General features: G+C 68.7%; 23 protein-coding genes. 15 read left to right on the forward strand and 8 right to left on the reverse strand.

Annotated elements, in window-relative coordinates:
- The first annotated feature begins 35 nt into the window (after positions 1-35).
- Together H7A73_RS03180 and H7A73_RS03185 are read left to right on the forward strand one after the other, a co-directional pair.
- On the forward strand, positions 36-3,707 hold the full coding sequence (locus H7A73_RS03180; protein WP_182064634.1) for a S8 family serine peptidase: 3,672 nt from the start codon (positions 36-38) through the stop codon (positions 3,705-3,707).
- A 175-nt stretch (positions 3,708-3,882) separates the two neighbouring features.
- A complete protein-coding gene (locus tag H7A73_RS03185; RefSeq protein ID WP_156155336.1) occupies positions 3,883-4,047 on the forward strand; it encodes a hypothetical protein in 165 nt (54 codons plus the stop codon).
- A gap of 105 nt (positions 4,048-4,152) precedes the next feature.
- Here the strand turns inward: H7A73_RS03185 and H7A73_RS03190 are convergent, their stop codons facing one another.
- Entirely contained in the window at positions 4,153-4,269 is a 117-nt protein-coding gene (locus tag H7A73_RS03190; protein ID WP_220456581.1) for an Rv0909 family putative TA system antitoxin, read from the reverse strand.
- A 120-nt stretch (positions 4,270-4,389) separates the two neighbouring features.
- On the opposite strand from H7A73_RS03190, the gene H7A73_RS03195 reads away from it, so the two are divergent.
- From H7A73_RS03195 to H7A73_RS03220, 6 genes are all read left to right on the forward strand, one after another.
- Positions 4,390-5,724: an adenylosuccinate synthase gene (locus H7A73_RS03195; protein ID WP_017886319.1), complete on the forward strand. Its 1,335-nt coding sequence runs from the start codon at positions 4,390-4,392 to the stop codon at positions 5,722-5,724.
- Positions 5,725-5,726: 2 nt separating this feature from the next.
- Positions 5,727-6,287 carry a low molecular weight phosphatase family protein gene (locus tag H7A73_RS03200; RefSeq protein WP_247737461.1) on the forward strand — a complete coding sequence of 187 codons (561 nt, stop codon included), beginning with the start codon at positions 5,727-5,729 and terminating at the stop codon, positions 6,285-6,287.
- A gap of 175 nt (positions 6,288-6,462) precedes the next feature.
- On the forward strand, positions 6,463-6,954 hold the full coding sequence (locus tag H7A73_RS03205; RefSeq protein WP_182064636.1) for an SRPBCC family protein: 492 nt from the start codon (positions 6,463-6,465) through the stop codon (positions 6,952-6,954).
- A gap of 188 nt (positions 6,955-7,142) precedes the next feature.
- Positions 7,143-8,117: a CPBP family intramembrane glutamic endopeptidase gene (locus H7A73_RS03210; protein ID WP_182064637.1), complete on the forward strand. Its 975-nt coding sequence runs from the start codon at positions 7,143-7,145 to the stop codon at positions 8,115-8,117.
- Positions 8,104-9,471, forward strand: coding sequence for a sensor histidine kinase (locus H7A73_RS03215; RefSeq protein ID WP_182064638.1), 1,368 nt, complete (start codon positions 8,104-8,106; stop codon positions 9,469-9,471). Before H7A73_RS03210 ends, H7A73_RS03215 begins: the two co-directional genes overlap by 14 nt.
- Complete coding sequence (locus tag H7A73_RS03220) at positions 9,468-10,139, forward strand: response regulator (protein ID WP_182064639.1); 672 nt, start codon at positions 9,468-9,470, stop codon at positions 10,137-10,139. Before H7A73_RS03215 ends, H7A73_RS03220 begins: the two co-directional genes overlap by 4 nt.
- Positions 10,140-10,150: 11 nt before the next feature.
- Here H7A73_RS03220 and H7A73_RS03225 read toward each other — a convergent pair whose 3' ends face one another.
- The gene (locus tag H7A73_RS03225; RefSeq protein WP_182064640.1) at positions 10,151-10,630 is read right to left on the reverse strand and encodes a hypothetical protein; all 480 of its coding nucleotides are present in this window, start codon (positions 10,628-10,630) and stop codon (positions 10,151-10,153) included.
- Between the two features lie 32 nt (positions 10,631-10,662).
- Positions 10,663-11,424, reverse strand: coding sequence for a GDSL-type esterase/lipase family protein (locus tag H7A73_RS03230; protein WP_182064641.1), 762 nt, complete (start codon positions 11,422-11,424; stop codon positions 10,663-10,665).
- Positions 11,425-11,594: 170 nt separating this feature from the next.
- On the opposite strand from H7A73_RS03230, the gene H7A73_RS03235 reads away from it, so the two are divergent.
- A complete protein-coding gene (locus H7A73_RS03235) occupies positions 11,595-12,233 on the forward strand; it encodes a TetR/AcrR family transcriptional regulator (protein ID WP_182064642.1) in 639 nt (212 codons plus the stop codon).
- A gap of 185 nt (positions 12,234-12,418) precedes the next feature.
- Here the strand turns inward: H7A73_RS03235 and H7A73_RS03240 are convergent, their stop codons facing one another.
- Together H7A73_RS03240 and H7A73_RS03245 are read right to left on the reverse strand one after the other, a co-directional pair.
- Positions 12,419-13,702: a PP2C family protein-serine/threonine phosphatase gene (locus H7A73_RS03240; protein WP_182064643.1), complete on the reverse strand. Its 1,284-nt coding sequence runs from the start codon at positions 13,700-13,702 to the stop codon at positions 12,419-12,421.
- A 74-nt stretch (positions 13,703-13,776) separates the two neighbouring features.
- On the reverse strand, positions 13,777-14,499 hold the full coding sequence (locus tag H7A73_RS03245; protein ID WP_182064644.1) for a type II CAAX prenyl endopeptidase Rce1 family protein: 723 nt from the start codon (positions 14,497-14,499) through the stop codon (positions 13,777-13,779).
- Positions 14,500-14,652: 153 nt separating this feature from the next.
- Between H7A73_RS03245 and H7A73_RS03250 the strand changes: the two genes are divergently transcribed.
- The 6 genes from H7A73_RS03250 (at position 14,653) to H7A73_RS03275 (ending at position 21,634) form a co-directional block, all read left to right on the forward strand.
- Positions 14,653-16,095 (forward strand): polysaccharide biosynthesis tyrosine autokinase, encoded by a 1,443-nt coding sequence (locus H7A73_RS03250; protein WP_182064645.1) that lies wholly within the window; start codon positions 14,653-14,655, stop codon positions 16,093-16,095.
- A gap of 14 nt (positions 16,096-16,109) precedes the next feature.
- Entirely contained in the window at positions 16,110-17,057 is a 948-nt protein-coding gene (locus H7A73_RS03255) for a hypothetical protein (RefSeq protein WP_182064646.1), read from the forward strand.
- A 13-nt stretch (positions 17,058-17,070) separates the two neighbouring features.
- The gene (locus tag H7A73_RS03260) at positions 17,071-18,537 is read left to right on the forward strand and encodes a sugar transferase (RefSeq protein ID WP_259362670.1); all 1,467 of its coding nucleotides are present in this window, start codon (positions 17,071-17,073) and stop codon (positions 18,535-18,537) included.
- Positions 18,538-18,600: 63 nt separating this feature from the next.
- Positions 18,601-19,677, forward strand: a complete 1,077-nt coding sequence (locus H7A73_RS03265; protein ID WP_182064648.1) for a hypothetical protein — start codon at positions 18,601-18,603, stop codon at positions 19,675-19,677.
- A gap of 8 nt (positions 19,678-19,685) precedes the next feature.
- Positions 19,686-20,891, forward strand: a complete 1,206-nt coding sequence (locus H7A73_RS03270) for a lipopolysaccharide biosynthesis protein (RefSeq protein ID WP_182064649.1) — start codon at positions 19,686-19,688, stop codon at positions 20,889-20,891.
- Complete coding sequence (locus tag H7A73_RS03275) at positions 20,888-21,634, forward strand: hypothetical protein (protein WP_182064650.1); 747 nt, start codon at positions 20,888-20,890, stop codon at positions 21,632-21,634. Before H7A73_RS03270 ends, H7A73_RS03275 begins: the two co-directional genes overlap by 4 nt.
- A gap of 2 nt (positions 21,635-21,636) precedes the next feature.
- Here the strand turns inward: H7A73_RS03275 and H7A73_RS03280 are convergent, their stop codons facing one another.
- The 3 genes from H7A73_RS03280 to H7A73_RS03290 all read right to left on the reverse strand — a co-directional run bounded on the left by H7A73_RS03280 (position 21,637) and on the right by H7A73_RS03290 (position 25,882).
- Positions 21,637-22,998, reverse strand: a complete 1,362-nt coding sequence (locus H7A73_RS03280; RefSeq protein ID WP_182064651.1) for a hypothetical protein — start codon at positions 22,996-22,998, stop codon at positions 21,637-21,639.
- 125 nt (positions 22,999-23,123) lie between these two features.
- A complete protein-coding gene (locus H7A73_RS03285) occupies positions 23,124-25,322 on the reverse strand; it encodes a glycosyltransferase (RefSeq protein WP_182064652.1) in 2,199 nt (732 codons plus the stop codon).
- Complete coding sequence (locus tag H7A73_RS03290) at positions 25,319-25,882, reverse strand: acetyltransferase (protein WP_310648851.1); 564 nt, start codon at positions 25,880-25,882, stop codon at positions 25,319-25,321. Before H7A73_RS03290 ends, H7A73_RS03285 begins: the two co-directional genes overlap by 4 nt.
- Between the last annotated feature and the right edge of the window lie 35 nt (positions 25,883-25,917).

Raw genomic sequence — 25,917 nt, forward strand, 5'->3', positions numbered from 1 at the left:
CATGCGAACCACGGACTGAGCCAGGAGTGTCCTCTTTGAACCGTGCAACACCGAACACCGACCCGAACCCAACACCCCATCGCTTCACCCGCGTCCTGACCGCCGGCATCGCCGTCGCGGCCCTCGCGTGTGGCGGTCTCGCAGTCGGGGGCGCGGCCTCCGCAGCTCCGGCCGGGATCTCGGTGGCCGACCTCAAGCTCTCCGCCCCGCTCCGTGACGCCAAGCCGACGAAGACCGTCGCCGCGTTCGTGCGCACGACCGGCCAGGGTGCCCTCGAAGTGGACGCCAAGGCGAAGGGCGGGGACCTGACGAAGTCGCGGACCCAGTCCTCCGCGGCCAAGAACCGCGTCGAGGCGATCCAGTCGACCGTCGCCGCGGTGCGGTCGGCTGTCAAGCGCGCCGACGCCGACGCGACCGAGCTCTACTCGACCGAGTACACCGTCCCTGGCGTCGCGGTCGTCGCTGACGTCGACGCGTTCCGGCAGATCGCCGAGCGCTCCGACGTCGAGAGCATCATCCCGCTCACGCCGAAGAAGATCGTCGAGCCGACGGTCAACGAGAACGCCGACGCCGCTCCCTCGGGCGTCGACCCCAGCCTGGTCCAGCCCGGTGCCGACGGCGTCGCACCGAAGAACGCCGCGAGCGACGTCTACACGCGCTCGCTCAACGCCTGGCAGCAGACCGGCCACACCGGCAAGGACGTCAACGTCGCCGTCCTCGACACCGGTCTCGACTACACGCAGGCCGACTTCGGCGGCCCCGGTACCACCGAGGCGTACCAGCAGGCCCTGGCGAACGCGAGCGGTGGCGCCCCGGACCCGAGCCTGTACGACGCGTCGAAGTTCCTCGGCGGGTACGACTTCGCCGGTGCGACCTACAACGCCGACCCGTCGGACCCGGACGCCTACGACCCGGTGCCGGCTCCCGACGACAACCCGATCGACGGCAAGGGCGGCGACCACGGCACGCACGTGTCCGGCTCGATCGCCGGCTACGGCCTGACCGCCGACAAGCAGCAGTTCGACGGTGACTACACCAAGCTCACCACGCAGCAGGTACAGGACATGTGGATCGGTCCGGGCACCGCGCCCGAGGCCGGCCTGTACGCCCTGAAGGTCTTCGGTGACAACGGTGGCTCGACCGACGTCACCGGTGCCGCGCTCGACTGGGTGGGCCAGGCGCTCACCGAGGGCAAGGACATCAACGTCCTGAACCTGTCGCTCGGCTCCGACTACGGCGCACCGGACGACCCCGACAACGCCAAGATCGACGCACTGACCGCGCGCGGCGTGCTCCCCGTGATCGCCTCGGGAAACGCCGACGACTTCACCGACATCGGTGGGTCGCCGGGCAACGCCGAGGGTGCACTCACCGTCGCCGCGAGCGCCACCGGCCAGTCGCTGTACGACGGCGTCCAGGTCACCGCGCCGGCCGACGTCGCGAAGACCTACCGCTCGCAGTACTCGTCCAACTTCAAGGGCACCCTGCCCGTCGAGGGCGACGTCGTCGTCCCGACCGCGAACATCGACGGCTGTGCCGCGTTCAGCGCCGCTGACGCCGCGAAGATCAAGGGCAAGGTCGTCTGGCTGAAGTGGACGGACGGCGCGCTCGAGTGCGGTTCCCTCGTGCGCTTCAACAACGTCGAGGCCGCTGGCGGCGTCGGCGTCCTGCTGGCGGGCACGCTCGACACGTTCGAATCCGGCATCGGTGGCAACGCGACCATCCCGGGTGCCGAGCTGACCGCGAAGAGCGTGGCGAGCCTCCAGGCCACCGCGAAGGCGGGGACCCTGCACGTGCGCTTCGCGGACGAGCTCAAGGGCTTCGAGGTCGCCATCGAGGCGGACGCCGTGAACACGCTCGCGTCGTTCACCAGCCGTGGTGTGCACGGATCGTTCGACGACATCGTCAAGCCGGACATCGCCGGCCCCGGGGTCAACGTGATCTCGGCGGCCAACGGCACCGGTGACGGCCGCATGTCGATGAGCGGTACCTCGATGGCCACGCCGGACGTCGCGGGCATCGCGGCGCTGACGTTCCAGTCGCACCCCACCTGGTCCGCCCCGCAGGTCAAGGCGGCGCTGATGAACACGGCGACGCACGACGTGAAGGACGGCAACCGTTCGGCCACCCTGCTCCGTCAGGGCACCGGTCGCGTGGACGCGCTGCAGGCGGTCACCGCCGGCACCACGGTCCGCAGCGCCGAGAACGACCAGCTCGTCACCGCGTCGTTCGGCGTCGTCGAGGTCGCGAGCGGGACGAGCGAGACCCGCACCCTGCAGATCGACAACACCGACAGCACGGCGCACACGTACGACGTGTCGTACCAGCCGCAGGTGTCGCAGCCGGGCGTGACGTTCGCGCTCAGCTCGAAGCAGGTCACGGTGCCCGCCAACGGCACAGCATCGGTCACGCTGACGTTCTCGGTCGCCGACGCGACGAAGCTCCGCCGGGTCATCGACCCGACCCAGGAGGCCGTCCAGCAGGGCTACCAGCGCGAGTTCGTGGCAGCGGCCTCCGGCATCGTGGCGTTCGCGCCGACCGACAGCTCGCTCAACCCGATGCGCCTCGGGGTCTACGTGGCCCCGAAGCCCGTCAGCGCGGTGCGGGCCCGCACCACGGTCTCGTTCACGGGACCCGGCAAGTCGGCCGAGCTGACGCTCAAGGGCCGCACGCTCGACCAGGGCGGACTGACGACCGGCTACCACGCCGCCGTCGCTCCGTTCGTGCTCGGCGGCACCGACCCCGCCGAGGCGTTCCCCGAGGGTTCGGCGACGCGTTCGCTGCAGGCGGCCGACGTCCGTTCCTACGGTGCGTCGTACGACAAGGCGTCGGGAACCCTGGCGTTCGGCGTGCAGACCGCTGGTCCGGACGCGAACCCGGGAGCCGTGACCAACGTCGAGGTCCTCATCGACACGGACCGTGACGGCGAGCCCGACTTCCTGGTGTACAACGCGAAGTCGGCTGCCGTGGACGCCACGTTCGCCACGACGGTCGACCTGGCGAAGGCCGCCCTGGACGACCCGGACATCGACCCCGTCGTCGACGTCCAGCCCCTCAACGGCGGTGCGCCCGGACAGGACGTGAACACCTTCGACAGCTCCGTGAAGGTGCTGACCGTCGCTGCGAAGGCCATCGGTTCGTCGAAGAAGTTCGACTACACCGTGCTGACGGAGTCGGCCTACGCCCCGGGTGCCGCCACCAGCGGTTCCTCGGTCGTGGACGAGACGAAGACGGCCACGTTCGACCCGTCGAAGCCGAAGCTGTCGTTCTCGCAGGACGGTACCTCCGGCGTGCTGTTCGCCGACGCCGACTCGCTCACGGTCACCCGTGCCTCGGGTGTCACCAAGGCGACGGTGCTGCTGCTCCACCTCGACAACGCGGCGGGCAAGCAGGCTGACACGTCGACCATCAACGTGGTCCCGCCGAAGCTCGCGCTGGCGAAGGGGAGCAAGGTCACGGTGAGCGGGACGGCGAAGGTCGGCTCGACCCTCACCGCGAAGCACGGCACGTGGAGCACGACGAAGGCGACCTACAAGTACCAGTGGCTGCGTGACGGCAAGGTCGTCCGGTCGGCAACGGGTACGAAGTACGAGCTCGGCTCGTCCGACGTCGGGCACCGCATCAGCGTGCAGGTGACGGCCCACGCCTCCGGGTACGTGGACGGCACCGCCAAGTCCGGGGCGACCCCGAAGGTCACGCGCCGCTAGGTCCGGGTGCGCGCGGTCCGCGCGCCACATGGTGAGCAGAAGAGGTCGGGTCCCGAGTGGGGATCCGACCTCTTCTGCTCACGAAGCGGCCCGGGCGTACACGGGGCAGCCCCCTGAACGCGCGTTCGGGACAGGTAGTTAGACAAACTAGTGAAGTGGTGCAAGTGTGGCTCCCATGCAGAGCACGCTGAACCAGCTCCGGTCCAACCCGGTCGAATGGCGCCGTCGTGGACTCACCCCGCCGGACGTCATCCAGGCCATGATCGAGCAGCGCCTGGCCGAGCCGGGGCACTCCCAGCCCGTCGGTGACCCGTCGTACCAGGACTTCTTCCGGAGCTGATCCGGGGTCGGACGGGCGATTCGGGACGCACCGACCGACAGACGGGAGGCGCGGTGCCAGCTGGCACCGCGCCTCCCGTCTGCGTGTCCGGTGGCGCCTCGGACGTCACTTGCCGATCTTGCCGTCGGCCGCGTCCTCGGCCTTGCCGATCTGGTCGCCGTGCCCGCCGCCGGTCGCCTTGTCGGCCGCGTCGCCCGCCTTGTCGAGGCCGGATGTGGACAAGTGGCCCGCCGTCCACAGGACGTCACGGCGGGTGACGCGCAGGTGACCAGCCGATAGACTCGGGTGGACCACCGGCCCGGACGGCCGTGTGCGGTCCTCCGCCAACGTGAGGAGAACCAGATGCCCGCAGCAGTCATCATCGGCGCCCAGTGGGGCGACGAGGGCAAGGGGAAGGCCACCGACCTCCTCGGCTCCCGCATCGACTACGTCGTGAAGTTCAACGGCGGCAACAACGCCGGCCACACCGTCGTCGTCGGCGGCGAGAAGTACGCCCTGCACCTGCTGCCCTCCGGCATCCTGACGCCCGGCGTGACCCCGATCATCGGCAACGGCGTCGTCGTCGACCTCGAGGTGCTGTTCCAGGAGCTCGACGCCCTGCGCGCCCGCGGCGTCGACGTCTCCAAGCTGCTCGTGTCGGCCAACGCCCACGTCATCACGCACTACCACCGCACCGTCGACAAGGTGACCGAGCGGTTCCTGGGCAAGCGCCAGATCGGCACGACCGGTCGCGGGATCGGCCCGACCTACGCCGACAAGATCAACCGCGTCGGCATCCGGATCCAGGACATCTTCGACGAGAACATCCTGCGGCAGAAGGTCGAAGCCGCGCTCGACCAGAAGAACCACCTGCTGGTCAAGGTCTTCAACCGCCGTGCGATCGACCCGGAAGAAGTCGTCGAGTCGCTGCTCTCGTTCGCCGAGCGCCTGCGCCCGATGGTCGCCGACACCGCCCTCGAGATCCACCGGGCGCTCGAGCGCGGCGAGACCGTCCTGTTCGAAGCCGGCCAGGCCACCATGCTCGACGTCGACCACGGCACCTACCCGTTCGTCACCTCGTCGTCCGCGACCGCCGGCGGCGCCGCGACCGGTTCGGGCATCGGCCCGGGCAAGCTCGAGCGGATCATCGGCATCGTCAAGGCGTACACGACCCGCGTCGGCGCCGGTCCGTTCCCGACCGAGCTGTTCGACGAGTCGGGCGAGTTCCTGCGCGCCAACGGCTTCGAGTTCGGCACCACCACCGGTCGCCCGCGCCGCTGTGGCTGGTACGACGCCCCGATCGCCCGCTACACGGCGCGCATCAACGGCGTGACCGACTTCGTGCTCACCAAGCTCGACGTCCTGACCGGGCTCGAGACGATCCCGGTGTGCGTCGCGTACGAGGTCGACGGCGTCCGCGTCGACGAGGTCCCGGTCAACCAGTCCGACTTCCACCACGCGAAGCCGGTGTACCAGGAGTTCCCCGGCTGGACCGAGGACATCACCGGGGCCCGTACCTTCGACGACCTGCCGAAGAACGCGCAGGACTACGTCCTGGCGATCGAGGCGATGTCCGGCGCACGGATCTCGGCGATCGGTGTCGGACCCGGCCGTGACGCCATCGTCGTGCGGCACGACCTGCTCGGCGACGACGAGCGTGCCGACCAGCGCGCCGGCGAGCGCACCGACGCAGCGTGACGATGCGGATCCTGTTCGTCTGCAGCGGCAACATCTGCCGGTCCCCGCTCGGCGCGCAGGTCCTGACGGCTCGACTCGGCCCGGACGCTCCCGCGTTCGTGGTCGAGTCGGCTGGCACCATCGCCGACGACGGCGCCCCGATGGACGCTGCCGCGGCCGAGCAGTCCGTCCGGCTCGGCGGCGACCCCTCGGCCCACCGGTCGCGGTACCTGACGGCCGAGGTCGTCGAGCGCGCCGACCTGGTGCTGACCGCCGAGCGATCGCACCGTGCAGCCGCCGTCTCCCTGGCGCCCCGGGCGTCCAAGCGGACGTTCACGGTCAAGCAGTTCGCGCGGGTGCTCGCCGGCCTCGAGCCCGGTGACCTGGCCGACGTGACGACCCCGCAGCAGCTCGTGGAGCGCGTCGCCCGGCTGCGCGGAACGGTCCCGCCGCCCGCCGACCCGGCCGACGACGACGTGGACGACCCCTACCGTCGCTCGACGGCGACCCACCAGCGCGTCGCGGACGAGCTCGGTGCGGCGCTCGCGCTCATCGCCGACGCACTCCGGGCAACGCTGCGCTGACGCTGCGCCCGGTGCGCGGTTGTTCGCCCGGTGCGAGGTCGGCGGCCTGGTGCAGGGCTGCAGCGGCGCACGGAGCGAGCAAGCTCGCACGGGCCGAGGGGCACCGCACGGTGTGAGTCCGGCGACGCTCGCACGGGTCGGAGCGCGCAGCACCGTGCACGTGCGAGGATGCCTCATGCCCGTCGTCGAGTCCCGCTGCGTCGTCCCGGTCGAGCCGTCGGTGGCCTTCGCCGTCTCGCAGACGCAGGGCGCGATCCGGAAGCGGTGGGACCCCTTCATCCGCCGCCAGCACCTGATGGACGGCGCGTCCGTGCCGGCGAAGGGCGTCCGGACGTACACGGTGCAGCGGTTCGGGCTGGCGATGGAGAGCGAGTACGTCTCGTACCACCCGCCGTCGAACGTGGGGATGAAGATGACGAAGGGCTCGTGGTTCTTCGAGCGCATGGGCGGAGGATGGCGCTTCCAGGCGGCGGAGGGGCAGCCCGGGCACACCCTCGCGATCTGGCGCTACAACTTCACCTGCCGGCCGCAGTGGCTGGCGCCGATCGCCGAGAGGATCGGCGTGCTGGTCTTGCAGCGGGACATCGACCGGCGCATCCTGGGGTTCGCCCGCGGCTGCGAGGACCCCGTCGTCCTGGCCCACGTGGCCGCCCAGCGCGCCGCCTGACCGGACCCGCGAGACGCCGGTGTCGTGCGGCTGCTCGTCGGTCCGGACGACGCGGCGTCGAGCGATGACGACGGCGTGTCCAGGAGTACCGAACCGACCGAACGGCGCTTGCATCCTTCGATGGAACTCCCGCAGGTGCGTCCCGAAGCGGGTCGTCCCCGAGCGCGCTGGTTCCTAGCGTCGTGTGCATGACGAACACCACCGAAGTCCGGCCCACCGCCGGCACCGCAGCCCGTGACCGAGGGGGTGTCCGCGGCCTCATCGCCCGGCACCCGCTCGTGTCCTTCTTCACCATGGCACTCGGCCTGAGCTGGCTCGCGTGGGTGCCGTACATCCTGTCCCCGCACGGCATGGGCGTGTGGGACATCCACTTCCCCGAGGTCCTGGGCAGCGGACAGTTCACGGGCGTCCTGCCCGGGGCGCTCCTCGGCCCATTGGGCAGCGCGTTCATCGTCACCGCCGTCGCCGACGGTCGCGCGGGGCTCCGCCGTTGGGTGGGACGGCTGTTCCGCTGGCGGGTCGCCTGGTACTGGTACGCACTGGCGCTCGTCGTCGTGCCGGCCCTGATCGTCGTGTCCGCGCTGCCCTTCGCCGGTGGTGACGTGCGGGCACCCTCGGCCCTGGCCTTCGCCATGCTCGTGCCCGGGCTGATCATCCAGCTGTTCTCGACCGGCCTGAGCGAGGAGCCCGGCTGGCGCGACTTCGCCCTGCCCCGCCTGCAGCACCGCTTCGGGGGCCTCGGCGCCGCCGCGATCCTCGGCCCGATCTGGGCGCTCTGGCACATGCCGCTGTACTTCAGCGACTGGGGCGGCTGGCCGAACGCGCACTGGAGCGAGCCCGTCGTGTTCGCCCTGTTCACCATCACCTTCAACGTCGTGATGATCCAGGTCTTCAACAAGACCCGCGAGAGCCTGCCCCTGGCCCTGCTGCTGCACGTCGGCGTGAACAACACGATCTCGACGCTGTTCCCCGAGATGTACCCGAGCATGACCGCCGGCACGCTGATGATCGGCCTGACGATCATGTCGACGATCGCCGCCGCGGTGCTCCTGATCGCGACCCGTGGCCGCCTGGGCTACGACCCCGCGCGACGCGCCCTGCCCCTCGACGCCCCGGTCCCCGGTGACGCCCGTCTCGTAGGATCCAACGATGGCCTCCGCTGAGCACGACGCGCTGCGCGCACCGGCCGAGCCGGCAGCGCAGCCCGCGCGGCCGGCCCACCCCGCACAGCGCGACCGCCGCGTCGACGTCTTCGTCGCCCTCGGCACGGCCGTTGTCGCCGTCGGGCTGCTGCTCGGCCTGCCGCCGCTGGACGCCCTCGAGCCCGACGGTGCCGCCCTGGCCCTGCGTGTCCCCGCACCGTTCACCCTGGCGTGGACCGTCCTGGCCCTCGGCCTGCTGGCCCAGTCGGCCGCCCTCCTCGCCGCCCGTCGCGCACCGCGCACCGTGCTGATCGTGGTCGCCGCCCTGCCGGTGGTGGTCGCGGCGCTCGCCCCGCAGTCGTCCGACCTGTTCGGCCTCACCGCGCTGCCCGTGGTCGTCGCGGTCGTCCTCGCCGCACTCCGCGTCCCGCTGGCCCGCCTGTGGCCGACGCTCCTGCTCGCCGGTGCGCTCGTCGCCGCCGGCAGCGCGGTGCTGGCCGCCGTCGCCGGTGGCGCCTTCCGCGGTGACTTCTCGACGGGCCTCGCCGGCTCGCTCGGGCAGGGCGTGCTGCAGGCGATCGGCGCGGTCGGCCTGCCCCTGCTGGTCACTCTGCTGGTGCAGTCCCGCCGCGAGGTCCGTGTCGCCCGCACCGCCGAGGCCAGCGCCGTGAACCGTGAACAGGACGCCCTGGTCGACGCCGCGGTGTCCCGCGAACGTGCCGCGATGGCCCGTGAACTCCACGACATCGCCGCGCACCACCTGTCCGGCATCGCCCTGATGGCCGCCGTCATCGACCGGCAGATCGACGCGGACCCGCAGCGCGCCCACGAGGGCGCCCGCCAGGTCCGTGAGCAGAGCACCGCCGTGCTCGAGGACCTGCGCCGCCTGGTCGGCCTGCTCCGCGACGACGCCCCAGCCGAGCGCGCCGTCGAGACGGTCGCCGGCATCGTCGACCTGACCGAACGTGCCCGGTTCCGCAGCGACGTCCGGCTCGACGTGCTGCCGGGGGACCGCCCGCTGGCCGACGGCGTCGGCCCGCTCGCGCAGCTCGCCGCCTACCGCACCGTCCAGGAGGCGCTGGCCAACGCCGCCCTGCACGCGCCGTCCGCCCCGTGCACCGTCACCATCGACGACCGCGACGCGACCCGGGTGGTGATCCGGGTGGAGAACGCACCGGCCACCGTCCCGGCAGCGGGGACCTCTCCCTCGGGCGGCAACGGCCTGCGGGGGATGCGCGAGCGGGCGGACCTGGTCGGGGCGCGCCTCCAGACCGGCCCGACCGCGACCGGCGGATGGCTGGTGGAGCTGGCGCTCGGCCGGGAGGCACCTGCCGCACCCACGCAGGCCGCCGACGGCACCGGGGTGGTCGCGTGATCCGCGTGCTGGTCGCCGACGACCAGCCCCTGGTCCGCGCCGGGGTGTCCGCGCTCCTCGGCGCGGAGGCGGACATCGAGGTGGTCGGCGTGGCCGCCGACGGGGGCGAGGCCCTCGCGCTGGCGCGCGAGACACGACCCGACGTCGCCTGCCTGGACATCCGGATGCCGGTGATGAACGGCATCGAACTCGCCCGGATCTTCTGCGCACCGGACGCCGATCCGTCGATCCCCGCGCTCATGCTGACGACGTTCGACCTGGACGACTACGTGTTCGGGGCGCTCGAGGCCGGGGCTTCCGGGTTCCTGCTCAAGGACGCCGAGCCGGACACCATCGTCGACGCCGTGCGGCAGGTCGCCGCCGGCAACGGCACGCTCGACCAGGCCCTGACCCGGCGGGTGCTGCGCGAGTTCGTGTCACGGCGGAGCCTGCAGCCGGTCTCCGGCGACCGGGCCGACGGCGTGCTGACCGCCCGCGAGCGCGAGGTGCTCCTGCTGCTGGCACAGGGGATGTCGAACGAGGAGATCGCCGCTGCGCTCGTGCTCGAGGTGTCGACCGTGAAGTCGCACCTGGCACGGATGCTGCCGAAGCTCGGCGTGCGGTCGCGGCTGCAGGCCGTGGTGTGGGCGTACCAGAACCGGATCGTGACGGTGCCGGAGCAGCCGTAGCTGCTCCGGTGTCAGCCGGCGGGCTGCGGCTCGGCGGCGCCGGGGACGACGAGCTGCCAGACGTCGTCGTCTCCGTCGTGGGAGAGGTACAGGCGGAAGGTGCCCTCGTCGGCGAGGGGGTCGCCCGAGAGGTACTCGACCGGTTCGCCGCTCGTCTCGCACTGGTCCGAGGTGCTGATGACCTGGATCGTGTCGCCGGGGGCGGCGGCATCGCCCTTCGTGACGTCGGTGACCGTCGCCTCGTACACCCGGTAGATGCCCTGCGGTTCCACGGTGCGGTCGGTCTTGGTGACGTCGGCGTCGACGACGAGTTCAGCTGCGTCGCGGCGTTCGGCCGGGGTCTCCAGCTCGATCCGTGCGGCGCACGCGACGGACGTCACCCCCCTGTCCCCGTCGGCGGGCCGCACCCGGCTCTCGCTGCCACAGCCCGCCAGGGTGCCGCCGAGCACCACGACGAGTGCCACGACCGGTGCGATCCGTCCCCACTGCATGGGGCGAGTATGGCTCACGACGCGACCGGCGGCTAGCCCGCTGCGCCCTTGGCACCCTCGGCGGCGATGTGGATCGCCTGCTGCATCCGGACCGAGACCTTCTTGGACATCGCGACCGTCGGGTGGACGCCGTCGTACGTGCGCGAGGACGGCCAGCCGCCGTCGAGCCGGCGGTCGGCTGCCCACGGGTCGACGAACATCCAACCGCGGGTGAGCGCGTGGTTCTGCAGGTCGCGGTTCAGGATCTCGCCGAGCTTGCGGCGGTCGATGTGGCTCTTGCCGTAGTTCGTGGTGTTCGACGGCGCGATCGCCGAGATCACGACGTGATCGGCGCCGGCCCGCGCGGCGATCTTGTCGATGTTCTGCAGGATGGACGCGGAACTGCGCTGGTAGCGCAGGTCGTTCGTGCCGGCCATGACGACCAGCACGTCGGCACCGTGGTGGGCGGTGTTGGCGAGGATCTTGGTCGTCGTCGCGCTGCCGATGGCCGTGCCGCCGACGTTGGTCATCGACGAGTCCTTCAGCTGCCGCATCCACGACTTCGGCATCTCGGTGATCGAGTCGCCGGCGTACGTCCACGTCAACTTCGTCGGGGCTGCGGCTGCAGCGGCCGTGCTGCCGACCGCGGTCTCCGGCGCAGCAGGGGTGACGGCTGCCGTCGGCGTCGTCACCGGAGCCGGTGTCCCTGTCGGGGTCGGGGCAGGACTCGGGGTGAGCACTGAGCCGGCGGCGACGGCGAGCGTTGCTGCCGCGGCGAGGAAGGGGACGCTGGTGAGGAACTGGAGGCGCGGCAACGTGATCTTTCGTTTCGGGTGCGAACCAAACCACCCTAGAAGCTGTACGGCGGCTCATCTTCCCCCAGGTGGGGGGACACCGCGCCAGACCATGCGTGGCACTGTCCGGGGAACGCGCGTTCCCGTTCGGGGGACTGTGCACGGGCGCGTCGGGCTGGTGAGGTGTATGCATGCACATCGAAACGCCGCCGATGCCCGTCCTCGACGACACCGCCCTCCGTGGCGAGGTCATCCACGGGATGATCACCGCGCTGCGCTCCCGGCCGCTGCACGAGGTGACCCCCGAGGTCGTCGCAGCAGCGGCTGGCGTGTCCATCGACGTCGTCGACCGCACGTTCCCGAGCTGGGACGGCCTGCTGCTCGCCACGATCGACCGGTGGAACGAGGACCGCACCGTGCCGCTCATGCCCCTGGCCGAGCAGCACGGCACCATCCGGTTCCTCCGTGCGATCGTCACCGCGAACGTGGCCGACCCGTCGCTCATGCGGTTCCTGACGGCGACGCTGAACATCGCGGCGTCGCCCGAGCACCCGCTCGCGCCGATGCTGCACGCCAGGTGGCGTCGTTTCCACGCCTTCGTGCAGCACGCGCTCGAGCGCGACGTGATGCTCGGGCGGGAGCCCGGGACGATGGAGCCGGCCCGAGGATCGGAGCAGTTGCTCGCGACCTACGAGGGACTGCAGCTGCAGTCGATGGTGCGGCCGGAGATGGACCTGCTCGAGGCCTTCGACCGCGCCGTGACGCGTCTGCGCGAGGGCTGGTCCCGCGCCTACGTGCCGCCCGTCTGGGACCTCGACCTGGTCCACTGATCCGCCGGGGTGACCCGGCTGGTCACTCCCCACAGACCGAGGACGCTAGGGCGTCCGAGGGCAGACGCTCACCGTCTGCACGCGTCGCCGCACGATTCGGGTTCGAGCGGCGGCGCGTACCAATCTCTGCAGGTGTCCGTGCGTTCCGCACCGCTCGACGGTCGCCGTGCGCTCGTTCCGCGCCGTCAGTCCGCGTGCATCGCGAGCGGTCGCTCCGTGTCCACCTCGACCGGCTGCCGGCGGATCGCGATCACCGTGACGTCGTCGTCGTGCGGCACCTCGTCGGCGCGGGCCGACAGCGCGAGGACGACCGCGTGCGGGTCGCGGCCGGCGCGCGCGATCGCCGCGACGGAATCGATCGTGTCGTCCAGGTCGTCGTACAGGTCGAGCACGCCGTCGCTGAACGAGACGAGCAGGTCACCCGGTTCGAGCGCACCGTCGGCCGTCGCCCACTCCTCGCGGATGCCGAGCCCGAGCGGCATGTCACCGGACCGCAGCCGGTCGACGTGTCCGTCGGCGCGCAGGACGAAGCTCAGCCCGTGCCCGGCGTCCGACCAACGGAGCGTGCCGTCGTCGGAGATCCGGGCGTGGAACAGTGTGGTGAAGGCGAGGTCGGGCCCGATGCCCTCCGCGGACAGACCGTCGGACGCCCGCTTCAGCGCCTCGGCGGGGTCCTCGACCGTCCGGGCACTGCGCAGGGTCGATCGCACCGCGGCCGCGATCAGACCCGCGCCGACACCCTTCCCCATGACGTCGCCGAGGGTCACCGCGACACCGGTCGGGGTCGGGTACCAGTCGAAGAAGTCGCCGCCCACGCTCCGGGCCGGCAGGCAGGCACCCGCGACGACGACGTCCTCGGTGATGCGGCCGGTCGTCGTCGGGAGCAGCGATCGTTGCACCGCGGCGGCCCGGTCGATCTCGGCGCGGACCTTGCCCTCGCGGTCCTGCGCGACCCGGACGCTCCGGCGTGCGCGTCTCGAGAGCTCGTGCACCACCACCGCGACCGTGCCGAACACCGCGACCGTGATCGTCAGCCGAGCGAGCTCGCTCACCGCGGGGGCGTCGTCCGGCGTCAGGACGTAGGGGGCGAGGATGACGGCGGCGACGCCCAGGAGCGAGAAGACCACGTTGCGGCGGCCGTCGAGCGACGACCACCACACGACGGGCAGCACCACGAGCGAGGTGAAGACCGACGCGCCCGAGCCGGTCCCGGTGCGCAGCAGCGCGATGGTCACGAAGTCCAGGCACAACAACACCGGCACGAGCGCTCCGGCGCGGGGCAGGACGAGGGGGACCGCGCTCATCACCGTGGCGACCGCCGTACCGATCAGGCTCGCGAGGAAGAGCTCCGCCGAGGTGATCTCGAGCGTCGGCACGACCACCGTGAGCACAGCCGACACCACCAGCAGGCCACTGATCGGAGCCTGACGGACGAGGGGTGATTCGACGATGCTGGTTGGGCGAGTCATGCTCAGTGCAGGTTAGTGGTCCGAGCCTGCGGAAGTCCGTCGTCGCCTCGATCTGGGGGTGGGCTCGTGACCGCTCAGCGCGGCCAGGTGGCGACGACCGCGACCGCGTTGAACAGCACGTGCGCCAGGATCGCGCCGCCGATGCGGTCGGTCATCGCGACGAGCGTGCCGGTGAGCAGGCCGAGCAGGAACGTCGTCACGAACACCTGGAAGCCGCCGAGCGACGTGCCACCAGCGCCGAGCAGCAGGTGGAGCAGCGCGAACAGGAACGCCGTGACCACCACCGCCAGGAATCGGGTGCGGGGCGTGAGCTCGGCGGCGAGCCGGCGCTGGAACAGCCCGCGGAACACCACTTCCTCGAGCACCGGGCTGACGACGACGATGCCGATCGCCGACACGAGCAGCAGCCCGACGTCGGGCGTGCCGAGGGACGGTGCGGGGACCAGCCCGGTCGACCCGGTGAACGCGATCGACATGAAGACGTCCACCGCGCGGCACACGATCACGATGCCGATCGCGAAGACCACGATCCCCAGGTCGAGCCGGAGCCGCGACACCATCGCCGATCGCGGGGTCCGACGGAGCACCACGGCGGCCGCGACGACGAGCGGCACCCACACGGCGGCGTCCGCGGCGAGCACCTGCAGGACCGGCGAGGGGATGCCCCCAGTCCGGGTGACCTGTCCGACGATCCGGGTCAGGATCACGGCGACGCCGAGTGCGACGAGGATGACGACGAGGTCCCGCTGCCGCCGCACGCTGGGCTCGGTGGTGGGCATGGCCGACTCGGAGCGCATGGGGCCACCGTAGAGGACACCGCGCGCCGGATGGCGACTTCCCCCGAGGAGTGCTCGTTCCTGTGGCACTATTTGTATGCCGTGCACTGGGAGTACCCCGGCGCGCCTGTGTCGGGACCACGGGGGACGGCCATGATCGGGGAAGGCAAAGGCGTGGAACTCCGCGACTACATCACGGTGCTCCGCAAGGGATGGGTACTGATCGTCGTACTCGCCCTGGTGGGAGTGGCCGCAGCCGCAGGGTTCTCCCTGCTGAAGAAGCCGGTCTACTCGGCATCGGCGCAGGTCTTCGTCTCCACGGAGACGTCCGGCAGCGCGAGCGACCTGGCCCAGGGCAACACGTTCACCCAGCAGCGGGTGCTGACCTACTCGAACCTGGTGTCGACGCCGATCGTGCTGCTGCCGGTCATCTCGTCGCTCGGGCTCGACATGAACGCCGACCAGCTCGCGACGATGGTGTCGGCGACGGCACCGACGAGCACCACCCTCATCTCCATCTCGGTGGAGGGCACCGACCCGGTGCAGGCCGCCGACATCGCGAACGCGACCTCGCAGAGCCTGACCAACGTCGTGCAGGACATCGAGGCCACCGACGCGAGCGGCAAGAGCACGGTCAAGCTCACCCGCGTGAAGCAGGCCGACGTGCCGAGCGTTCCCGTCAGCCCGAACGTGCCCGTCAACGTCGCGCTCGGGCTGCTCGTCGGCCTCGCGCTGGGCATCGGCATCGCCGTGCTGCGCGAGACCCTGGACAACCGGGTGCGCACCGAGCTCGACGTCGAGAAGATCAGCGACAAGCCGGTCGTGGGTGGGATCGCCTTCGACGCCAAGGCCGCCGAACGCCCGCTCATCGTGCAGGTCGACCCGCGCAGCCCCCGTGCCGAGTCGTTCCGCACGCTCCGCACCAACCTGCAGTTCCTCGACATCGGCAGCGGTGCCCGCACCTTCGTCATGACGTCGTCGATGCAGTCCGAGGGCAAGAGCACCACCGTCGCGAACCTGGCGATCGCCCTGGACAGTGCCGGGTTCCGGGTCATCCTGATCGACGCCGACCTGCGCCGCCCCCGCGTCGCCGAGTACATGGACGTCGAGGGCAACGCCGGTCTGACGGACGTGCTCATCGGCCGCGCCGACCTGGAGGACGTCGCCCACCCGTGGGGTCGCGGCAAGCTCGTCGTCCTGCCCGCCGGACCGATCCCGCCGAACCCGTCCGAGCTGCTCGGGTCCCGCGCCATGCAGGACCTGATCGAACGGCTCGAGCAGCAGTTCGACTACGTGCTGTTCGACGCCCCGCCGCTGCTGCCCGTCACCGACGCGGCGATCCTGGCCAAGAAGGCCTCCGGCGCGATCGTCGCGGTCGCCTCGGGGCAGACGCTGAAGGGCCAGCTGGCCGCCGCCGTCGCGACGCTCGAGAACGTCGGCGCCCCGATCTCCGGCTTCGTCATCACGAAGATGCCGCTCAAGGGCCCCGGCGCCTACGGCTACGGACGCTACGGCTACGGGTACGGCTACGGTCAGGACGAGGACACGACCCCGACGGTCAACCCGCCGAAGCGGGTCGGCAAGAAGCTCGGCGTGCTCCGCCGCGCCGGACGCTGAACGGGGACACCCACATGAAGACTCGCCGGGGGACCCGAAGCCTCGGCCGCGCACTGCCCCGGACCACGCTCATCCTGGTCGCCGTGGTGGTGGTGGCGCTGATCGTCGTCGACGTCGTGCTCGTGGCGCTCGCCCTGGGCCGCACGGCCCCCGAGGAGAACGGACCCGCCGGCCCCATCCCCACTTTCTCGGGGACGCCGGACCGGCGCGAGACACCGCGACCGAGCGCGTCTGCCGACGCAGACGCCGCTGCGACCAAGCAGCAGGGTCGCCGCCTGTTGGCAGCGGTCGACGGCCAGGAGGCGTGGCGCGCGTCCGGTGGGTCGTGCGGCGGCCCGCGGCCGGTACTGGAACACTCCGTGGACGGCGGGGCGACGTGGGTCCCGGTGGGACTCGGGACGGATGTCGGATCGCTCATGGCGATCCGGGCCTCCAGTGCGGAGCTCTCGATCCTGGCGGGCGTCGGCGACGACTGCACCACGACGGCGCGGACCAGCACCGACGCCGGCGTGACGTGGGAAGCCGGGGCACCCGGCGCCGCCGGCGCCGGCATCAGCACCGACGGCGTCGTGCTCGCGAGCGGGACGGAGCAGGCGCCGTGCGCCGACCCGATCGACGCGTTCCAGGGGGAGCAGACCGCGGTCGTCATCTGCGACGGCCAGCTCGAGTGGCGCACCGGCGATGCCGCGTGGGTCGACGTGCCGATGGGCGGCATCCGTTCGATCGGCGTCGACGGTGGCAACTACACCCTCGCCCGGGTCGGCGCAGCAGCCTGCGACGGCGTGCAGATCGAGACCATGTCCGCGTCGGACGTGACGCCCTCGTCGTCGACCACGCCGATCGGCTGTGCCGACGGCGCGGACACCGACGACACGGTCACCATCGACCGTGCCGGGCAGGACGTGTGGCTGTGGGACGGCACGACCGTCCGGGTCTCGTCGGACGGTGGCGCGACGTGGTGACCGGGTCGTCCTCGTGACAGCGGACGCGCTCCGCGCACCGCGCGCCGTGGGCGCCACCGACGAGTGGAGCCGCACGTACTCGCGCCGCGTGCTCTTCACCGACCTGCTGGCGCTGATCTGGGTCGTCTTCGGTGTGCAGATCGCCTGGCTCGGACTCGAGTCGAACCTGGCGACCAACACCGCCGACCTGCGACTGAGCTACTCCGCGATCTCCATCGTCGTGATCGTGGTGTGGATGAGCGCGCTCGCCCTGTACGACACCCGCGGTGCGCGGGTGATCGGTGTCGGCAGCACCGAGTACCGCCTGGTCGCAGACTCCAGCGTCCGCGTGTTCGGCCTGCTCGCGATCGCAGCGTTCCTGTTGCACGTCGACCTGGCCCGCGGCTACGTGCTCATCGCGTTCCCGATCGGGATCCTCGTCCTCCTGCTGTCGCGGTGGATCTGGCGCCAGTGGCTCGTGGCCCAGCGTCAGCAGGGCGCGTACTCGGCGACCGTGCTGCTCGTCGGGTCCCCGGCCAGTGTGCTGCACATCGGCCGCGAACTCGCGCGTTCCCCCGAAGCCGGCTACCGCGTGGTCGGGGCGGTCGTGTCGACGAACCACCGAGGGCTGCTGACGGGTTCGACCATCCAGAGCCACGGCGGCTTCGACGACGTCGGCTCCGCGCTCCGCGAGACCGGCGCCGACACGGTCGTGATCACCAGCTCCGACGACCTGCCGCCGGAGCGCGTCCGCGAACTCAGCTGGTCGCTCGAGCCGGGCCGGCAGCACCTGGTGGTCGCGCCGAGCCTGACCGACATCGGTGGTCCCCGCATCCACACCCGGCCGGTGCAGGGCCTGCCGCTCATCCACGTCGAGACGCCGACGTACTCGGGGCGCAAGCTCTACACGAAGCGGGCCTTCGACCTGATCGGGGCAGCGCTGCTCGTCGTCGTCCTGTCGCCGCTGCTGCTCGTGCTCGCCGTGCTGGTGAAGACCACCTCGACCGGTCCGGTCTTCTTCCGGCAGGAGCGCGTCGGCCTGAACGGCAGCACCTTCCGGATGATCAAGTTCCGATCGATGGTCGTCGACGCCGAGGAACGCCTGCAGGAGCTCAGCGCTCTCGACCGTGCCGAGGGCAACGACGTGCTGTTCAAGATGCGGAACGACCCCCGGGTCACCCGGGTCGGCGGGTTCATGCGCCGCTACAGCCTGGACGAGGTGCCGCAGCTGTTCAACGTCCTGGCCGGCAGCATGTCCCTCGTCGGACCCCGACCGCCGCTCGCCCGCGAGGTCGCCCGCTACGACACACACGTCCACCGTCGGTTCCTGGTGAAGCCCGGCATGACCGGCCTGTGGCAGGTCAGTGGTCGTTCCGACCTGTCGTGGGAGGATTCGGTGCGGCTCGATCTGTACTACGTGGAGAACTGGTCGATCACGGGCGATCTCGTGGTCCTCTGGCGGACTGCCAAGGCCGTCGTCGCTTCGCGCGGCGCTTACTGACGCGACAAGCACGGCTTGATGACTAGCGGATTTCGCTCAGAAGGGGAAAGTGGTGACGTTGCGATGGCCAGCGTGATGCCAGGGATTCGTCGCACGGTAGTCGTCGAGCCGAACCCGACAGGTCACAGGCTCTTCTACGCCCGCCTCATCGCGGAGGCTGCGCGTCAACGAGGCGACCATGTCACTCTTGTTCTTGGCGAGCATCCGGAAGCCGAGGAGGAACGCGTTCATCTCAGTGGGCTTCAGGAGGGGATTGCTGTCAGGCGTCGACCGGCCAGCGGACTCGACGACCTTGTCCGAGCCTCGCGGGTGATGCATTCGGACTACGTCATCGTCCCCGACGGAGACCGAACCGCGATCAGTCTCGCGCTCCGTCGCAAGTGGGAGGGAAGCGGCGAGCTGAGCGTTCTGGTCATGCGTGAGACGGCTCAGCCTGCGAGCAATGCTTTGATCACCACGATGAAGACCGCGCTCCGGACTATTGCGTTTCGCCGGGTCGCGGCGATGGGGAGAGTTCATCTGCGGGTTTTAAAGTCACCGACGTGGTCTGGGCACTCAGCCTTCGGGATCGCTGTAGACCCGATCCGCACTTCGGCGACCCCGAATGCCATCGAAGTATTCCGTTCTGCTCACCGCATCACCGGCGACCGATACTGGTTTGCGGTCCTCGGGGCGATCTCGGCTCGGAAGAACTTAGAGTTGATCCTCGACGCGATCGTCGGATTCGACACGAGCGTCGGGCTGCTCGTGGCCGGGAAGCTTGATCAGGACATCCCGCTCGAAATTCGGCGCCGACTTGCAACCCTCGAAGCAGAGGGCCGCGTCGTCGTCGTTGACCGATTGCTGAGCGACGTAGAGCTCGACTCAGCAGTCGCATGTGTTGACTGCGTTGTCCTTGCCCACTCGAACGAGGGGCCAAGTGGGCTGCTGGGCAAGGCGGCAGCGATCGGGACCAGGATTGTCGCTGCCGGCGCAAAGAGCCTCAAAAACGATCTCGCCGCCTACCCGGCCCTCGGGGAGTGGGTTGAACTCGACACCCGCACACTGGCAGAGGCATTGCACCGTGCCGCGTCCTCACCCAGGCCGCCGGCAGTGCTGAAGGCAAGTAGTGAGGCGTTCACATCGGCTCTGCTTCCATGAGGAGTCCGATGTCGCAAGAGCGCCCGATGTCTCATCAGGCGCTCTTCCTGGCGGCCTCAACCGGAGCGGCGCAGGTGCTCGTGGCGTTGCTCTACCTCGTTGCAGCGAGGGAGGTTTCTCCATCGGAGTTTGGTCCGACTGTTTCAGCTATCGCGCTCGGAACTGCTGCTGCCGGTTTCGTTGATTTCGGGACGAACAATCATTGGACTCGAGAACTTGCCCGGCGCGCCCTCGCGGACCAGAGCTTCGTCGATCGGTTGTTCTCAAAGCTCGCGATCACCGTCGGCGCGGCGCTGCTCTGGTGTGCCGGCGTGGCCATCCTGCTTCCAGGATCTGCTTTGTGGCTCGCCGGTCCGATCACGGTGGCGCTAGTGGCGAATCAGGCGTACCAAGTTCCGCTCAGAAGCGCAGCGCGGGGCGAACTGGTCGCACTCGTCATCCTGGCCGACAGGGTGTTCGCGTCGGTCCTCTTCTTCGTGATGGTGGCTGCCGACGTTTCAGCACCGACTGCATTGTGGATCGCGTTGTCGGCAGGGTCGATCGGCGCCGCAGTGGTCGGTCGGTCGATGAGTCCGCGCAATCTGCGGCGGCGGCCGAGGCTGACCAACCCTTGGTCCGGTGCGCACTACTTCGGACTCACCGTTGTGGCGAACAGCTCCCAGGCGCTGGACCTCACACTGCTTTCGGCCGCAGGAGGACCCGCAGCCGCTGGCGTCTACGGCGCTGTCAACCGCTGGACACAACCAATGTCGCTTCTGGCGGCGGCGTTCTCTTCGGCGTTGGCACCGTACGCCGCTCGGAGCACGAGCCTTCGGGGCGCATGGTCAGAGCTGCGACGAGCTATCTGGATGCCACTTGCCGCGATTGCAGTCTCAATTGTGGTGTACTTCGCCGCACCCTTCGTCGTCGGGGTCCTCCTCGGCGGCTCGTACGAAGGCTCAGCAGCGACGCTTCAGGTCCTCGCCTTGGTCGTGATCCCGTCCATCATCTGTCAGCCACTCGTCGTGGTGCTCCAATCATTCCAGCGGGACCGCTACGTTGCGATTGTGATGGTCCTTGCGGCCATCGGTCAGCTCGCATTGGTGCTGGTCCTCGGAGGCTCCGCTGGCGCGCTCGGCGCAGCTCATGCGGCGTTGATCGCCCAGCTCTTCATCCTCGTCTCGCTCCTCGGCGGGACGGTCAGCCTTGCTCGTTCCACTCGGAGGAAGCCATGACTCGCGAAACGGTCTTGCTCACCGCGACGGTTCGGCCGAACACCGGTCTGTTCGTCGCGCAAGCTGATCCCGCTGTGCGGCTGCTCCAGTACAGGCAGGCGATCAGCGCAATCCGGTCTCAGCTCGACGAACGAGTCGATCTGGTCGTCGTCGAAACGAGTGGCGAAGCGACGGCTGACCTCACTGAACTCCTTCCGGAAAAGGATCGGGCATTGACACGCGTGGTGTCATTCGACCCGACGACCTCCGAAGTGGACAGGGGCAAGGGTCGCGTCGAGGCCGATGCCATCCGCTTCGCCGTCGAGGGAATCATCCGGTCCTCTGGGAAGGACACGACCATTCACAAGATGACGGGCCGCCTCGGTCTGGAAAACCCGTCGCAAGTCCTGCGGCCCGTGCTTGGACCCGTCGTGCGAGTTCGCACGACTGCGGACCGGTCGTTCGTTGACACCCGATTAGTGACCGGACGTGCTCAGGAGTGGCTCGACGTGATCCTCGCCGAGACGACGATGATCGATGAGTCTGCGGGGGTCTACCTTGAGCACGCCGTGGCGGCTGCGCTCGCCCGCTCGGCTGCGTTGAAGCAGATCCGTCTCGAGCGGTTTCCTGTTCGCCCCAAGATCACCGGACAGTCGGGGTCCACTGGAGAGTTCTACGGAGCCGGACCTGGAAAGTTTAAAAGGCAACTTATAGAACTCTTCGAGGATCGTCTCTCGCGCCTCGCATCACACAAGCAAGTGTGAGATCAGGCTCCGTCTTCAACTGTTCGTGCTGGCGACGATAGATTGCGGGCCGCCTGCTGATTCGATTTCGTGCGAGCCGAGCTTGCAGACAGGAACCACGCCAAGAGCAGGATGACCGATAGGGACGCCATCGACTGCAGGAGCGAGCCTCTCAGCACGATCAGAAGGTAGACCGGGACGATGCAGCCGACGAGGCCCGGGGTGCCAGCCCTTGCGATGTGCAATGCGAGCTTGCTGTCCCACCGACGAACCATGAATCCGATGAGTGTCATTCCGAGCACGAGGAGTGGCCAGCTCCCGTTGATCATCAACTCGGCCCAGAGTGGGGCGGAGAGGTTCGTGAACGAGTAGCCGCGGAATTCTGCTAGAAGGATGCCGGTGTCGACCGCCTTCCCGGGCCAGACGTCGCGCGGGACCCAGAAGAGGATCACCCCGAGTAGCTGGTCCCCCCAAGTGATCCCGCGGCTGGCGATGAAGTAGGCGGTGTTGTTGATCTGGTAGAAGCTGTCGAAATCGCCGCTCAGGAGTGATTCAAGTGGACCCTTGAATTGAACTTTCGCATCGATCGAGTTCCGAAAGGTCGACGCGATCGGGAAGAGGAAGAAGAGAGCGGTCAGTAGCGAGACCGCGACTGTCCGATATTTCTTGAGGGAAGACCACGCCCCACATGCAGCCAGCAGAGCCACATACACGGTGCCTACCGTGTATCGGGGGCTGGAGACAGGATTGACCACGACCAAGAGTGTGACGAGGGTTACGATCATGAGCACCCACGGAGCTGGCTCTCCAGATGCGCGCCGCTGACGAAACAACAGAATTTGTGCCACGGCGGCTACGAGCAGGCCCATGTTCGAGAACCCGGTCACCAGCGCAGCGGTCGTCGGATTGGCCCATGTAGCCGCGCGCTCGGCATCAATCACGCTCCTGGTGTGGAGCAGCGCCTCGGGTCCGAGTGAGTAGACGTAGTACGCAGCGATCCCAAATGCCAGCAGGGTCGTCACCACGACCCTCGAGTTCCGGAGCGCCACAGCGGTAGGTCCTGAGGCAGGAAAGTCGTGCAGCGATGATCGCTTGCCGAAGAATGCTCCTAGCAGCAGCGCGCCGTACCCGATGAATACGATGGCGACTGATTGCCACGCGTACTGTTCGAGGAATCCAGGCGTAGTCGATATCTCGGCACGCTGTCGGAGTTGCACCATCGGAGCAATGCCGAGGAATCCGTAAACGAAGACGGACACCACCATGTCGACAATGTGGGACTCACGAGCCGAGACAGCCCAGGCGAACCGTGCGGCCGCGAGAGCCGCTACCGCGAGACAACCAGCCCAAGCGTCGTAGCCGTTGTTCGGAGTCGTCGCGATCACGAACAGTGGAACCATCAAGGCGAGGACCGCAAAAACAATGGTCCCCAAAAGCGGTTGGGGCAGCGCTCCGGGACCGCCGGCCCGATTGTCGGATGATGGCAGGTACCCGTTCTTTGGCGACCGTTTCACAATTCGTTCTCCGACAAGATCGCCCTCTCGAAGACTTCGGAGAACCGCACTGGCGTTTGCTGCAGAATCTCGGGCTCCGGAATCCGGCCCACGGGATCCGGGAGGCTCCGGAGTGCGGACACCAAGGACATGGTGTCGGGGTTGGAGACGATGACCCCGGCATGGTTCTCAACCGAGCGAGTCACTCCGGCCCTCGCGCTGACCACTACGTGTAGCCCGCACGCAAGCGCTTCGTTCACCACAAGTCCCCAAACTTCCGAAAGCGACGGAAGCACGAGAACATCGTGCTGCAGCATCAGCTTTGCGACATCTTGCCCGGGGACGTATCCCACGAAGGTCACCCGTTCCGGGTCGGGCAAAGTCGTCACGACTTGCTGCTCGAGCTGTGCTCTGAGCGGCCCCACGCCCACGATCGTGAGTGAGGCGTTCGTCAAAGTCGTGAGCGCGCCTATGAGGGCACCAACGTTCTTCCGAGGTATCAGCTGTCCCACGTAGATGATCCGGAGGCGGTGGTCTCCTTGCTGGGCAGGACGCGTCGATTGCACGACTTCACGGATGTGTGTGACGTCCACGGCGTTGAATCCCTCGTGGATGCGGCTCCTGGCGACCCCCATCCGCATCACGGCCTCAGTTGCGGCAGGACCGGGCGTGACGACCGCATCAAGCGTTGCGAAGTACCTACGCCGCAACCAGGAGATCGGTCCGCGAGTGTTCCCTTGCGAGCCAAGGTGTGACTCGTAGAACCCGACCGTTCGAACGCGCGCCCTCTTGGCTCTGAGCAATGCCATCCAGTAGACGGGCGACTCCCACCCTCCCAGGACCACAGCGCGCTTGTTCCGAAGATGAGCCTGCCGAAGCCAGCCGAAGTAGTAACGTGCTTCACCGCGCTTCAGCACAGCTGTCTTGAGCCACGAGACAGCGAAAATCAAATTGGTCCGCGAGCGGGCCTCCCACTCCGGTCCGCGGTTGTTGTCGTCTCTCGCCAATCGCTGGTCAGGTTCGAGGAGCATCACCTCGACAGGGAGCTTGCGTGCGAGGCTTTCCCAAACCGGGATGCGATACGGTGCCGCGGTGTTCGTCATCCACAGCACGCCGCGAGAGCCGACGGCGTCCTCGTAGAAGCGCAGGAGCGTGCTCACGACCGCTTCAATCCCGTAGAGGGCTCTGACCGAGGCATGCCCGGACGCGATGGTCAATTCGAGCAGGGACGGGTTGAGAAGGAGAGATTCGACCCGCTGAGCGAGATCCTCGGGCGAACCCTCAGACACGAGCGCCGCATTGTGGTCCGCGAGCTCTTGAGCGATGCCGCAGTCATCCGTGATCACCGTCGCAGTTCCGACGGAAAGCGCTTCAAGCACCGTGACAGGGAAGACTTCTCCGCGGCTCGGCAAGACGAACACCAGCGCCTGCGCCAGACGCGCCGGAGCCTCGCCCGGCTGGATCGCCCCCTCGTACCGAAGAGGCACATCAGGGTTCGTGCTCATGAAGGACCGGAGGGCGGCGAGATCGCCCTCGTCTGGACCCACAACCGCGAACTGGACAGTACGGTTCCTTCGACTGAGGAGGCGTGCCATCTCGGCGAAGACGAGAACTTGCTTGCGCGGATGGAGGCGGGCGAGGAAGAGCACCTCGGAGCGCCGTGGGGACGTAGCCAACTGAACGGGTCGGATCCCGTTCCTGATCCGCCTTACGCAGGCTTCTGGTTCTAGCCGTCGAAGGCTTCGCTCCTCAGCATCCGTCAGTGCCAGGACCGAGGACGCTTGGCGAAGCATCGGACGTATTACGAACGAGTCAAGTATCAAAATGTGGGGCCGGGAAGACGGGAGGATCATCCCGTGTGGTTGAACCACGTAAGGACGCCCCATGCGGCGCGCGGCCATGGCGACTGCGAGGTCGAACAGATGACGACCGCTGTGCACGTGGACGACGTCGAATTTCCGCAGATTCCGCCGAAGCCAACTGCCGAGCGATCGGGTGTTGGTCGCTACGAATCCCATCCCTGCGAAGGGCTTCGACTTGAGGAGAACGAGCTCGAACCCGTGCGCATGTGGTCGCGCTCTCCCGTCCCACCCAGCGAGAACGGTCACCTCGTGACCGGCTTCTGCGAGCCCTGCTGCCTGGTTGAGGGCGACGCTCACCGGTCCTCCGAAGGCGCCGTCCTCGGAGATGTAGGTGACGGAGATGAGGAGTTTCACCCTTCTAGCTCCTCTTCGGTGAAGCGGGTACCGACGATTCGAGCTGGTCGTCCTTCTGCAATCGAGTTGGCGGGGACGTGTCCCTCAACGAGGCTCATCGGTTTGATGAGGCTCGAGGTACCGATGACAGCGCCGCCCACGACCATGCAACGCGAGGTCACCCAGACGCCGGGCTCGATGACGATGGGTCTGGTGATCAGACTCATGTCACGCCGGTGCGCGTGGCTCCCGGTAGTGAGGAACGTCTCCTGGGATATCACTACATCGTTGCCGATGTAGATGTGGTCCTGGTTGTGGAACCAGACACCTTCCCCGATCCAGCTGTCGGTACCGATGTGGAGCTTCCAAGGGAACCGGACTCGGGTCCTGGGCCGGAAGATCACCCCGTCGCCGATCTCGGCTCCGAAGGCCCGGAGAACTTTCACTCGGAGTTGAGACGAGATCTGCCAGGGATTGGTCACGAAGAGTAGTTCCGCGACCCCCCACGCGTAGACAGCTAACTTCGAGCGGCCCCACGTGCTTCGCTCTCCTGGCGCAGCCTTGAGCTTGATGACGCGCACGACGTCCCCTGCCATGAGTCCCGGATTTCCCTCTG

Source organism: Curtobacterium sp. ME12 (assembly GCF_903970855.1).
In the GTDB taxonomy this organism is placed as follows: domain Bacteria; phylum Actinomycetota; class Actinomycetes; order Actinomycetales; family Microbacteriaceae; genus Curtobacterium; species Curtobacterium poinsettiae_A.